The following is a 14,368-nucleotide window of genomic DNA, read 5'->3' on the forward strand; positions in this document are numbered from 1 at the left end:
GCAATTAACCAGACTCCTTACTCAGTAAAACAGGATAACCCAGATGCTGGATGGATATTCGAAACTGATATTTGAAGGTGCGCTGGTGACGCTGGAGTTGGCACTGTGTTCAGTGCTGCTGTCAGTGATTATCGGCTTGATTGGTGCCGGTGGAAAGTTATCATCGAATCGGCTGTTATCTGGCTTTTTTGAATGTTACACCACACTAATCCGTGGTGTACCCGATTTAGTCTTAATGCTGCTTATCTTCTACGGTTTGCAGATAACCCTAAATAGCATTACTGAATCAATTGGTTTTGAGCAAATCAATATTGATCCTCTCTCCGCTGGGATAATTACCCTTGGCTTTATCTATGGTGCTTACTTCACTGAAACCTTCCGGGGTGCCTATATGGCGGTACCCAGCGGCCAGATTGAGGCGGCGACGGCATTTGGTTTCACCCCTAGCCAAATTTTCCGCAGAATCATGTTTCCTGCCATGATGCGCTATGCACTGCCCGGTATCGGCAATAACTGGCAAGTCATTCTAAAGGCAACGGCATTGGTCTCTATTTTGGGGTTAAATGATGTGGTTAAGGCCACACAGTTGGCAGGCAAGGGGACTTATCAGCCATTTTTCTTCGCTTTAGTGGCCGGCGTGGTCTATCTGGTCTTCACCACGGTATCGAATGGCGTATTACTGTGGCTAGAACGGCGCTATTCCCATGGGGTGAAGAGGGCTGAGCTATGATAGAGATCCTGCAACAATATTGGCAAGCACTGCTCTGGAGTGATGGTTATCGCTTCACCGGGATGGCTGTCACCTTATGGTTACTTATTTCCTCAGTCGTCATGGGCGGGTTGCTGGCAATTCCTTTGGCAGTAGCAAGGGTCGCCGAACGGCGTTGGATTCGCTTGCCGGTTTGGATTTTTACTTATATCTTCCGTGGTACGCCCTTATATGTACAACTATTGGTATTCTATTCCGGCATGTACAGTTTGGAGATTGTCCGAGGCAATGATTTGCTGAATGCATTTTTCCGCAGCGGATTGAATTGCACTATTTTGGCGCTAACATTGAATACCTGTGCTTATACCACTGAGATTTTCGCTGGGGCCATTCGTTCGGTGCCACATGGTGAAATCGAAGCCGCCAGAGCCTATGGTTTTTCACGTTTTAAATTGTATCGCTGTATTATTTTACCTTCTGCGCTGCGTATTGCCTTACCGGCTTACAGTAATGAGGTAATCTTAATGCTGCACTCCACCGCTCTGGCATTTACTGCCACGGTGCCAGATATACTGAAAATAGCGCGTGATATTAACGCTGCAACTTATCAGCCGTTTTATGCTTTTGGTATTGCTGCCGTACTTTATCTGATTATCTCCTTTACGCTAATTAGCCTGTTCCGCCAGGCAGAGAAACGTTGGCTGGCTCATATAAAACCTCAGGCATCGCATTAAGTACGGAGATCTTATGACTGACACATTAGAAACTAAAATAGCTGAAACCAAACTGTCTGTGACGGAATTGCATAAGCACTACGGTGAACATGAAGTCTTAAAAGGTGTTTCACTTTCGGCTAAAGCAGGGGATGTTATCTCCATTATTGGTTCCTCCGGCTCAGGGAAAAGTACCTTTTTACGCTGTATCAACTTTTTGGAAAAGCCCAGTGAAGGCTCGATTAGCGTTAATAATCGAGATATCCGCCTGGTACGGGATAAAGATGGGCAATTGAAAGTTTTTGATAAAAAAGAGCTGCAACTGTTGCGCACGCGCCTGACGATGGTATTCCAACATTTTAATTTGTGGAGCCATATGACGGTGCTGGAGAATGTAATGGAGGCACCGGTTCAAGTCTTGGGGTTAAGTAAATCAGTGGCCAAAGAGCGGGCTATCCGTTATCTGGATAAAGTTGGAATTGATGAGCGCGCACGGGCTAAATATCCGGTACATCTATCAGGAGGCCAGCAGCAGCGTGTTTCCATTGCCCGGGCACTGGCGATGGAACCCGATGTACTGCTATTTGATGAACCTACCTCTGCGCTGGACCCAGAACTGGTCGGTGAAGTATTGCGTATCATGCAAAAACTGGCCGAAGAGGGGAAAACCATGGTGGTGGTAACCCATGAAATGGAGTTCGCACGCCATGTTTCCAGCCATGTTATTTTCCTGCACAAAGGGGTAATCGAAGAGGAAGGCCCGCCGGCTGAACTTTTTGGTAACCCAAAGAGTACCCGCTTGCAGCAGTTCCTTTCTGGTGCACTGAAGTAACCTGAGCACTAAGCCACTTATGGGAAATTTTTTTATCGACCATAAGTGGTTCCTATCTCACGACCTCTACTTATTTAGCCGATCACATCATAGGCTTGTTAATTAATAGATATCTTAAATATAAGATTAGATATTTATATTATTATATAAATAGATATAATAATAATTATGATTCTTTGAAATTATAGTATTCTTTTAAAGATATATTGAGATGTTATTTGATTTTTTAATATTGTTAATTAGTTAATAGATAGTATGTTCACTATTGGTCATCAAGATTAGTTGTTTGCATAATGAATGCAGCTTGATGATGTCTTTTTTTCTTAAGTGAACATACAATTTAAGGTTTTTCAATGCCAAATATAAAGTTAATTGCAAACGGTTTTTTTGAATTCAGCCAAGGATATGATCTTCTTTTACCCGAAAGTAAAAAAATATTTGATATTGCATTTTCTGTTGTTACTCATGGGAATACTATTTCTGCAAAAGAATTTAATAATGGCTTATGCCGGGCGTTATCTACAAAGTTTTTAATTGAGGACAGTAAATACGGCCCAGGTGGAGGTCAGGCGTATCTTTCTTGGTTAAAGAGAATTGTGCTTAATGATATAACTGACACAAGGATAACAGATCTAGATTCAAAATATTTAATAAATAACATAAGAACTCAATATTACAGGCAATTTGTTTCTGACGAGTTGAAATCACTCTTATGGGTCCAATACTGTGAAAGGAGATATCATAACGCAAAGTTTATCGGTGATATTATTCAAGATATCAAAGTAGCCTTAGTAAATGAAGATAACACACAACGTCATGTTAATTTAGAGCAGTTCATTAAATTGTTAAAAAGAAAATCCTCCAAAGGTACTATTAATAATGAAAGATTAATAAATTCCCTCGGAAATACGATCAAAGATAAAAGTGGTGCGTTTAAACGTGTTTTGGCCGATTTACGTAAAACAGGTAAAGGTAGTGAATATATAATTGATGGTCTGGTAAATAATTTACTTTATGAGCAAAAAGTAAGAAATAATGATAATTTATCAATCAATGATTTTCTGAATATATTAACTGATACTACCATTAAAGAAAAAAATATCGCTGATAATGACTACACAAAAATTCTAATAGAAGGTGGTTTGTATGATGGGGAAGACTCGCTGAGTAAAACAAAAACAGAAGGTATGGTAAATAAATTAAACACAGAAAAAATAGAATTTAATAAATTAATGGAGATTCTAAAGCGGACTAAAGAAAATACATTTTTCAGTTTTGACTCACCTAACCATGCTATGAGCATATCTATTTTTATGGAGAATGGGATATTTCTCTATAAGTTTTTCGATCCTATTATTGGAATATACACATTTGATAAGATAAATTTATTTGAAAACTTTCTTGACCAATATTTAAAAATTAATGGTGACATGTATCTATTTAATGAAAAGAGTAATTTAACAGAAGGAGGGAGTGACTTTAATATTGAATATCAGAAATATCAATCTAATCCTAATCATATCAACCAGGACTCAATGTGGAAGATCTCCAGAGATGGAGAGAAGGAATATATATTAAGGTCTCTCAAAGAAAAGAATTATAAATTTAGTATAAATAAACATCATGATGCGCAAATAGTCGATTTCAACTTTGAGACAGGTGTTGATGGCAAAAGGGTTATGAAATCTATAATCATGGAGCTAAATACTGGCGACAAACTATCCCGGATACTTATACAACCCGATTATTTTGATGGAATTCTGAAAGAAGGTGAAAAAAGGAATGTCCTTAATTCTGATATAACCGATAAAGTATCTGCGTCAAAACAGCTAGCCGACTGGAATCGGGTAAAACCGGAGCTCATAAAAAGCCTGGATAATGATGATGGTGCGGGAACTCAGTACGACTATCAAATTATTTTCCAGTTGTCAGGTGAGCGTGAGATTATTGAAGGCGATGAAAGGCTTGCCAGCAAGCATCCGGATAAAACAGTAATCATTCAATATGACATTAATGCCGGGGAACATAAAATTGTCTACGGCGATTTAGAGAAATCACAAGGGGATAATGTTCGTTGGGTATTAAGCAGTCATGGCAGTGATGTGGTAGATGGGACGAATACCACTCTGGCAGGTTATAAACCCAATGAGGTGATTTCGGGTCTACAAAGAATACAAGAAAAATTAAATTTAACTAAACCTAAACATGTTGTTATTGCTGGCTGTAATTTAGGTAATGAACGTAGTATTAGCCATTTTGGTTTGGATTTTTCCAGGGGCTTATGGGCAACAGGTATTAATGCGTCGGTCAAGGCTTATAATCAGGATTTAACCGTTAATATTATTGGACAGAAAAATACAATAGATTCAGCAAACCAGCAACATAGTAAGAATAAATATCATCGCATTAAATATAGCAAGGACGAACACGGAAATATTATTGTCAATGATGTCATAGCAACATCTCTATTGATAAATGATATAATAAATGAAAGAGTTTCAGTTGATGATGCGATCAACATTTACCCTGATATATTACAAAAAGACTTTTCTCAGGATGGCGTCATATCCCGTGAAATGATATTAGATGTGATTGATAATGATGATAGCTATTTAAAATTTAATGAATTCCTTGATAAGAAGCTAGATAAAGATATTTCAGGTGATCAATCATTTGCTGATTGGTCAATCAGAAGGAGTAATAATAAAAGTGTACTGAGTTCATGGGGCTATGTTAATGCGGAAGAGATTTATGACAACAAATTAATTAAGCCTACTCCGCTAGACTACGACTATCAAGTCATTATTCAATTAGCAGACGATGAAGTGATCGTTCGTTCAACTCAAGAACTTGCCAGCAAGCATCCAGATAAAACGCTAATCATTCAATATGATATTACCAGTGGAGAGTCACGATTTGTATATGGAAATCCCAATGCATTAAGCGGTGATAAGATTAAATGGATATTAACTGGCCATGGGGATGACGATGAAAATACATTAGATGGTCACTCTGCTGATAAAGTTTATAGTGCACTACAAGATTTAGCCAAACAGAAGAAATTAACAATACCTGAACGGATGGTTATACTATCATGTGAGTTGGGGAAAAACCCTGATACCGATGGAATTGTGCCTCACTTCGCTTTGAAATATGCAGAAATTGCACAAAAAAATGGAGAAAATTTATCATTACGTGCCTACACACAAGAGGTTATTGTTGATGATGATGGGCATCGTAAAACAATTGTTTATGGTCAAAATGAAAGTGAAGGTCAGCTATATACCAAAGAAAGTAGCCATAGAGTTGATTACCAGACAACTAAAAATGGTCAACTATTAATTAATGATATGCCAGTGGCTAGCTATATATTACTGGATATTGCTGCAGATAAAATAACACCAAATGAAGCCATAGAAAAATATAGCCAATATCTAGAATACTACTTTGCTGATGAAAATAATAAGATTGATAAAAAGCTGTTGGCTCAAGCTGCGCACGATCCCTTGGTGTGGCAACGATTTGCTGAGTATGCAGAAAAAACACAGCAGGATCCTGCAGCTCATCAATACAATAATTGGGTCGAGTCGACGGCTGGACATAAGAGCCGAACGCTTAGCCAGCGTGCACGCAGCGCTGTAACCGTGTTAGATGCTTTAGCTGAAAGCAGAGTATCGATAACTCAGTTGCATAAAGACTCTAAAAAACTATTAGGAGATTTTATAGCGGATTCTGATAATCCTCTTTTAAGTAGAGAAATACTAAAAAAAATAAATGATCCTGACTCTTATCTCGATTTACGTTTGGATTTACTGGAGTTACAGCAGCTAAGTGATAATAATTCTAACCTGACACAACTGACAGATGTAGAAGCATTAAATTTGAGTGTGGCATGGCATAAAAGTCAGGCGGACAATAACTTAAGATTAATGGAGATAGCGGGTGATTATCATACCAAAAATAGTGATATTAAATATTCTGCTCTAAGTCAATCGATCACTTTATCAGGAGATCTCAATAGGATAAAAAAACGCACTATGGATCTGGGCGTTACTTATTTATATTTTTCGTCTAAAGGGAATACTTCCGGTTTTCATGATCTATTATCCCGACATCAGGATATTTGTCACAATATAACCAATGAGTATGCTTCTATTGATGAAGTTAAACAGTTAGATAAAATAAATCAAAAGATAAACACTTTAGAAAGTAACACATATAATGATATTGCGCTAATGGGGGCCAGAGGAAATTTAAATAGAGGTATTGAAATCAATGCTAATGGGTATTATCAGGTTGTTTTTGAAAATAATACCATCAACCTGGTTGTCGAAAATGATGATGGGAATTATCGTTATCGTATTTATGATCCAGAAGCTGGAGAGTTAGTTTTTCGTGCGAATAGTATAGATGATGGCAATAAAGTTCTTACGTCACAATTAACTAAATATGTTTCGGCTACTAATCAAAACAACTTATCATTTGAAATTAACAGTTTTGACTTTTCAAGTGCAAAAAATTCTAATTATGGTTCTACATTAGATTCTTTATTTAAAACCAGATTAGAGACTGAGAGATACAAGCTAAGTTTACAGAACGATATTATACTTAAAGAGCAGCCCATTTCTCTTAGTACATTATATGATATGGGTGCAATGATTGATGGTAAGTTGATTACTGTTGATGTTCTTTCAACTAACCCAGAATGGAGTAAAAAAGTTTGCTTTGATCCTGTTAAATTAAATGAATTTTATACATTGCCTGATCAAACATCTGTTGAACAACAACAGTCGGTTAAGGTGATTAAGATATTATTAGATAATAATAAAAATTTATTGAATTCTCACCCTGATCCTAATGTGATGCAAAATGCAGCGCGGTATATAGCTGCGATTAATAAATCGGTTGATTTAAACTGCAATATCCGCCCAAAACTGTGGGATAGCCTAACCCAGGCAACAGTTAAATCAAGTCGTTTCCAATCATTTGGCCAAAAATTAGGGGCTGGTACACAGGCTATTGGGATACTCACGTTCTCCATATCCTCTTATGGAATGACAAAAAGATTACAAGACCCTAATATAACAGAGGCAGAGCGTGCTGAAATAATCAAACAACTAGCAATTGGTTTGAGTTCTCTCGCTGTTGATTTTGGCACTGACCTTATGCAGCCTGCTTTTGATAAAGCCTATAATTTTTTCACTCGTAAACTATTATCTGGATCGAAATCAGGTATCGGGCGTATGGGTTATAAGGCCTCCGCTAAAATAGTAAAACACATGGGGGCGGCATTAAATGTAGCCTCAGCAGGTTTTGATATTCGTGAAGCTATTGATAATTTTACTAAAGCGTTGCAAGAAACGAACCCAGATTTGAAAAGAGACTACATCGTTAATGGTAGCCTTTCCGTAGTGGGTGCCGCAATAAGCATAGCCACTGCGGTAGCATTAGCGATGGGGCTGAGCGCTGCTGGCCCTATTGGAATCGCAGTCGGTGCCACTCTTATGTTAGGGGGGATGATATATAACGCAGTTCGGCAAGTTGAGTATATTAAACGTGAAATTGAACTCACTGGTTGGCAGGAGTTTAAAACTGGCTTCCGTTTGGCATTCGGGGCAGAGCCGGAGAAGGAGATACTCAATAAGCTTAGTGCTGAGCAAAAACGTAAAATGGATAATTTCAGGCTTGAGTTAGTTAAAAATACCTATACTAAAATAATTGAACCTATGGGATTTAATACTCTTTTATACGTTAATGAAGAAGTTGATATTACCCCAGTTAAAAAATATATTTTCATCTATAAGGCAGACTCAGTATATAGTCACTCCACTGAGAAATGGCTTAGAATGTATACTAATGATACTGCAACAGGATATCTGCCTGATAAGGAAGTCAGTGATTCCATATCAAAAGATCCGACTAAGTCGGATATAGAAAGATATTATCTGATGCGTTATAAAACAAAACCATTATCTGAAAATGATTATAGGAAATGGCTTGATGATAAAAATGTTGACCATTTTAAATTTGATATTGTAGAAATACATGAATCTGATATTGATAATCGTCATGCTCAGGATAATGTAATTATTAAAAATCATGAGCTATTTATGAGTCATGAATATTTTAATGGAATAAGAAATCTTTGGAGGTATAATGAAGTAACTCCAACTATAGAAATTTCAAAAAATATTGATGGCAGTATCAATACGAACTTTAATTATTATGAAAATGTCACAGAGTCAATACATGCTCCTTCGTTTGGAAATAATCCGGATAAAAGTACACACTTTAATCCGGGCCGAGGAAGTGATCTTATTATTGGTTATAAAGAACACAGGAACAGCTTTGATATAGGGGAAGGTGAAAAAACTTTTTTTGGCGGGGATAAAGAAGATACGTTTTATCTAATGGGGGATGTCAGAGCTAGTACACATAGCTTGACTACAGTATTGGATGGGCAAGGGGGGAGTGATACACTCGTCCTACTGGGGTTGCGTTTTGGTAACGGATATGATGTTGATCTGGCTAAAAACGATGTAAGATATATTGGCGATGAGTTAAGATTGCTATCAGTTTATAATATAGAAAATGTTTATGGTCATGATGGTTTTTTCAATAAAATAAAAGGAAATGCTAGCGATAACTTTCTTAAGGTTGGCAATGGGTTGGCCTGTCTGGACGGTAGAGAGGGTAATGATATATTGGCATTGAACAGAGGAACGGCTATAGGGGGGAGTGGCATCGATACTTATATTATATCATCTAATGAAAATATACCGATTGATGTGACAATTATTGATTCTGGGATTGATGAAGTAAGTACCATTATATTACCTGTTAATGTTGAAGATATACGCGTTATTTTACTCGAAGGGAATGATGTTATTATATCTGTAGATGAAGAAAAATATTTTGGTAGCAAAATTAGATTAAAAGATGTTTATAAGCTAAAAGACACTGGTGATAAAAAAATATTATCTCATAACTTTATTATTAACACGGCTGATAGCTTAATATTAGTACCTAATTGGCCTAAGGAGTTAGATAAAAATGTAAATGAATTACCATCATCCCTTGAAATGATGGCATATTATAATCCGATGATTAAACAAGCTGAAAAACCATCAGGGAAACAAGAGGTTACTATATATAAAAGGTCCTATAGCCAGGACTCTATCATTATTGATAAGGAGGTTAATAAATTACCTGATTTTATAAAATCTTCACTTAATGGTAGTGTATTAACAAAAAATATCATTTTTAGTGATGGTCTTTATCATAAATTTGAAAATTTAGGAGCAGGAGATACTGTTACTGCTAATGGTGGTGATAATGAATTTCACATACCTAATTTATTACTTACAGAGAGCGATGGGGATAGTGTATTAACTATTGATTGCCGTCTTTTGATAAACAGCAATAATCCTGATAATACTGTCTATTTGTCATTTGGTGATGTCACCGGTTATGATCTTAATGTCACTAAAAATAGGTTAGGGGATTTAATAATCAGTCATCGTGATAAGCCTAATGAGTTTTTAAGTATTGATATTATTTATCTGGATAAGCTTAAATACAAAAATAATAAAGTTATTACATTTTCTGATAAAAATGGCTCGACATTCTTCGTTGAACAAAGTGGTGAGGGATATAGTGTTTATGAAGAGAGTGCTGTGGATATTAAGGCCACAGAAGGAAATGATAATATCAATTTACCGGAAGGTTATCGCTTATTAAATAACGTCATCGATCTTTTAGATGGCGATGACGTTATATTCGATGGAAGTGGCAGAGGTAATACCATCAATGGTGGCATAGGTAATGATATTCTCCATGCAAAATCAGGGAATAATCGCCTCAATGGTGGTCAAGGTCATGATCAGTTATTCAGTGGTAATGGTAATGATCATTTACATGCAGCGCAGGGCAACGATACGTTGTGCAGCGGTGGTGGTATCGACTTTATGGATGGTGGTAAAGGTAATGATACTTTTGTCATTGAAAAAGGTCAGGGTATAACCACTATCTGTGATGGTTACGGCAAGAATAGGGTACATTTTGAAGGTATTGATTATAGAGAGCTGTGGTTTAAAAAACAGAATAGCCAACTGTTGATTACCATAAAGGGAACCGAGAAAGAGGTCATTATTGATGATTACTATTCAGGGCAAGAGGTATCTTCCCATTTTTCTTTTCAAACAAATCATCATAAAATTGAAGGTGATAACCTTGCGTTGCTGATTGATAATATGTCTAATGTTCCCGATAAAACTCGGGAACTTATACAAGGCGTAGGTCACAAAATGTACGGCGCTGATCTTAATCGAGCCTGGGCTCTGATTGCCGCCTGATAAAAGTAGGGTAGTGTAGATATTCCCCCGAGGGGGAATATCTACTGAGATTATCACCTGAATTTAATAATTCGATCTGGCCGCAGGTTTGTGCAGCACATTGCGCAGTGCTTCTTCCAGTTCAAAATAGCGAAAGCCAAAACCAGCTTCTTCCAATCGTTTCGGCACCGCCCGTTGTCCGCCCAACACTAATGCTGCGGATTCGCCCAGCAATAAGCGGATCGCGGCGGCTGGTGTGCGGATAACCGCTGGCCGGTCTAACACGCTGGCCAGTGTGGCAATAAATTGCTCGTTATGTACCGGGTAAGGTGAAACCATATTAAATGGGCCGTTTAGGCCATCGGTAGTCAACAAATAATAGATCCCATGCACCATATCATCGATATGAATCCAGGGGAGATATTGACGACCATCCCCTATTGGGCCACCTAGCCCAAGGCGCAACAGCGGCACCATTTTGGCTAGTGCACCGCCGTGTGGCGCTAATACAATACCCGTGCGTAACAGGCAAACGCGGGTATGACTACTTTCAGCCGCCCGAGCCAGATTTTCCCAGCGCTCGCACAACTGATGGGTAAATTCATCATGCGGCGTCTCTTCTTCGGTAACCAGAGCTTGCCCCTGATCACCATAAAAGCCAACGGCGGATCCTGAAATAAATACCGCTGGTGGTGTACTGCTGGCCCTTATTAACGTGCTCAGGCGCTCGGTTATCTGCCAGCGGCTTTGGCACAAAATCTCTTTTTGCTGTGGGGTCCAGCGTTTTTCTGCAATAGGCTCGCCAGCCAGATTGATTACTGCATCAAAATCATTGAGGTCATGTTTATCATTTAGCGTTGACCAGCAGGTGACTTGTGCGCCGAGCACATGATTAGCCCGCTGAGTGTCACGGGTTAGAACGGTTACTTGATGGGCTTGCGATAAAAGGAAGGCAGTTAGACTGCGCCCAATTAGGCCTGTAGCTCCGGTTATTAATATACGCATAGCCAATCTCCATTTATCCTCTTCTTACTTGAAGCCGCAGGGGGTTATCTGCGTTCACTTACCCAAATCGCTTACTTGATGCCTACCTGCAACGCCGAGTCCGTTGGGGATAGCGGCAGTCTGGTTTCTCCTTCAGCATAGGCTAACCTGCGATCTTCTCCTACGATGCTGAGCACATCCTGAGATTATTTTTTTAATCTCATCGGTAAGTCTGGGTGAGTCACATCATTTGGAAAAATAAAAAATAATAACTAAACAAATGCACCAATCTATCCGATTAATACAGTATTGAACGTTCAAGTAATACCACTTCGGCAGTAGAAAACTGCAGATATGGCTATTGTTCTGAACAACAAGAACGACTATAAGCCACACCTTGCTTACTTTTAAAACACTGATTTTGTGAATTTCTGCTAGAGTGAACAAACTAACCTGAATGGAGGAGAAGGCTGTTGGCCTCCTATACCTTGTGAAGTTTGGATGTTTTATAAATAAATGTTGGGTGCTTTATAAAAACTCGCGGTGGCTTATAAATCCTCCGGCTGAGGTCTGGTTGTGACCTCATTGTTGTCCATATACTTTTTCAGGTGCGCATGAAGCTAAATATCGAAGTTAATTGTTCTTATGTATGCGAGCCCATACATAGACAAGATGGTAGCTTACTGGCAGTAGAGCTATTAAGCCGATTTTCTGCGAAATCGGTCGATTTGCCCATCGATGTAGACAAGTTTATTAAAAAATTAGATATCGACGGAAAGACTGATTTATTCCAGGACCAGTTGCGGGCCGTAAAAGCGTATAGCGATTGGTTTATCACGCACAATGTTCTGCTTTCAATCAATATTGATTTTGATTTGGCGGGGGTGATTGTGACGGATGCTGCAATACGCCAGTTGTTGGATGAGATGCCTTTCCTACGATTGGAAATCATGGAGACCTTTTCTAATTTATCCGATGGGATGAATAACCCGTTGCTACGGGAACTAGCGGAGCGCTATCCGTTATGGTTAGACGATTTGGGCAGTGGCGGTTCCACCTTGAATGCAGTCACGGCCAATATTTTTGAATATGTAAAAATCGATAAGCATTTTTTCTGGCAACACAATAAACATACCTTCCCGATCTTAATCAATAATATTAAGAAATATTGCCTCGGTGTCATTGTGGTTGGCGTGGAAAATGAGGATGAGTCAGCGCAACTTAAGGGCAGCAATATTGATGCTATGCAGGGGTATTTATTCAATCCGGTGACATTGGATGAACTGGTATCTCAACCCTCGTTGTAACGCTACCCTCGTATTGTAGTTCACCTTGCGCTGATATTATTTTGTCGTGTCGGCGCTGTTTTTTGCGATAAAATTTTCTCATGACAGATTCCGATTTTTATCGGATTAATCCGACCAATTGGATGATAGAATAGACTTCTTTATCTCTCGTTAAGTCCCCAGGCGTTTATGCCACCTGATTTGCTGAGAGTAGACCTAAGAGAAAACGATATCATGAAGTTAATGTTTGCTTCTGACCTGCATGGTTCGTTACCCGCGACGGAAAAGGTTCTGGCTACCTTCGAGCGCAGTGGTGCGCAGTGGTTGGTGTTATTGGGTGATTTGCTTAACCATGGGCCACGTAATGCGTTACCCGCAGGTTATCAGCCAGCCGCGGTTGCAGAGCGCCTAAACCCCTATAAAGAAAGGATCATTGCGGTTCGTGGTAACTGTGACAGTGAAGTTGACCAGATGCTATTACAGTTCCCGATAATGGCCGGTTGGCAGCAGATTATTATGCCAGAAACCCGCCTATTTTTGACGCATGGTCACCTTTATCATCCCGGCGCACTTCCTCCGTTGCGTAAGGGGGATGTCTTAGTCTATGGTCATACTCATCTGCCCGAAGCTCAGCAACAGGCAGATATTATTTGTTTTAATCCAGGCTCGGTCAGTATCCCCAAAGGCGGATATCCGGCGAGCTATGGCATGTTAGACCAAGGAGTTTTACAGGTTCTGGCCCTACATAACGATGAACTTGTCACCCAATTGGATTTAAAAAAACTATTATAAATAGTTAGTTACTCAAATTGATTGATGCAGTAACGTCAAATCAGAAGGGTAAAATTATAATTAACAATTGCGCGAGTCTCACCGCGCCCAGATAGAAGGTTTCAGAGGATGGTGGAGCAAAATCCAGCAGCAGTCATCGAGTGGGTTGATATTGTTGATGAGCAAAATGAAGTTATTGCGCAATCCAGCCGTCAACAAATGAGAGCTCAACGACTACGCCACCGTGCTACCTATATTGTGGTGCACGATGGAATGGGGAAAATTCTGGTACAACGTCGTACCGAGAGTAAAGATTTCTATCCTGGTAAACTGGATGCCACCGCAGGTGGTGTTGTGCAGAGTGGTGAAAACTATCTGGAATCTGCGCGGCGTGAGGCAGAGGAAGAGTTAGGGATCGCCGGTGTTCCGTTTGCCGAACATGGCCTGTTTTATTTTGAAGAAGAGTGTTGCCGGGTTTGGGGCGGATTATTCAGTTGCGTGTCCCATGGACCATTCGCACTACAGGCTGAGGAAATTGAAGAGGTATGTTGGATGGTACCGGAAGATATCACTGCCCGTTGTGACGAGTTTACCCCTGACTCTCTGAAAGCGCTGTCACTGTGGCTGACGCGTAACAATGAGCAGGATTACGGTAAAATCACCCCTCGCGAAGATTAATTCTTGCTTAAGCATAAAAAAGCCCCTCTTCAGGGGCTTTCGTGTTTCTTACTTTCATCTTG

General features: G+C 39.3%; 8 protein-coding genes. 7 read left to right on the top strand and 1 reads right to left on the bottom strand.

Features of this window, described 5'->3' with window-relative positions; genetic code table 11:
* Positions 1-43 precede the first annotated feature (43 nt).
* The 4 genes from EL015_RS07055 to EL015_RS07070 all read left to right on the top strand — a co-directional run bounded on the left by EL015_RS07055 (position 44) and on the right by EL015_RS07070 (position 10,608).
* On the top strand, positions 44-730 hold the full coding sequence (locus EL015_RS07055; RefSeq protein WP_005192685.1) for a histidine ABC transporter permease HisQ: 687 nt from the start codon (positions 44-46) through the stop codon (positions 728-730).
* The gene (locus EL015_RS07060) at positions 727-1,443 is read left to right on the top strand and encodes an ABC transporter permease (protein ID WP_032907951.1); all 717 of its coding nucleotides are present in this window, start codon (positions 727-729) and stop codon (positions 1,441-1,443) included. Before EL015_RS07055 ends, EL015_RS07060 begins: the two co-directional genes overlap by 4 nt.
* Positions 1,444-1,456: 13 nt before the next feature.
* A complete protein-coding gene (gene hisP / locus EL015_RS07065) occupies positions 1,457-2,254 on the top strand; it encodes a histidine ABC transporter ATP-binding protein HisP (protein WP_005192680.1) in 798 nt (265 codons plus the stop codon).
* Between the two features lie 353 nt (positions 2,255-2,607).
* A complete protein-coding gene (locus EL015_RS07070) occupies positions 2,608-10,608 on the top strand; it encodes a C80 family cysteine peptidase (protein WP_126286778.1) in 8,001 nt (2,666 codons plus the stop codon).
* A gap of 63 nt (positions 10,609-10,671) precedes the next feature.
* Here EL015_RS07070 and EL015_RS07075 read toward each other — a convergent pair whose 3' ends face one another.
* Positions 10,672-11,592 carry a TIGR01777 family oxidoreductase gene (locus EL015_RS07075; RefSeq protein WP_032907950.1) on the bottom strand — a complete coding sequence of 307 codons (921 nt, stop codon included), beginning with the start codon at positions 11,590-11,592 and terminating at the stop codon, positions 10,672-10,674.
* Positions 11,593-12,185: 593 nt separating this feature from the next.
* On the opposite strand from EL015_RS07075, the gene EL015_RS07080 reads away from it, so the two are divergent.
* The 3 genes from EL015_RS07080 to yfcD all read left to right on the top strand — a co-directional run bounded on the left by EL015_RS07080 (position 12,186) and on the right by yfcD (position 14,306).
* On the top strand, positions 12,186-12,878 hold the full coding sequence (locus EL015_RS07080) for an EAL domain-containing protein (RefSeq protein ID WP_032907949.1): 693 nt from the start codon (positions 12,186-12,188) through the stop codon (positions 12,876-12,878).
* A gap of 213 nt (positions 12,879-13,091) precedes the next feature.
* Entirely contained in the window at positions 13,092-13,649 is a 558-nt protein-coding gene (gene yfcE, locus EL015_RS07085) for a phosphodiesterase (RefSeq protein WP_042568330.1), read from the top strand.
* Between the two features lie 108 nt (positions 13,650-13,757).
* On the top strand, positions 13,758-14,306 hold the full coding sequence (gene yfcD, locus EL015_RS07090; RefSeq protein ID WP_005192646.1) for an NUDIX hydrolase YfcD: 549 nt from the start codon (positions 13,758-13,760) through the stop codon (positions 14,304-14,306).
* Positions 14,307-14,368 lie beyond the last annotated feature (62 nt).

The organism is Yersinia intermedia (assembly GCF_900635455.1).
GTDB classification, from domain to species: Bacteria; Pseudomonadota; Gammaproteobacteria; order Enterobacterales; family Enterobacteriaceae; genus Yersinia; species Yersinia intermedia.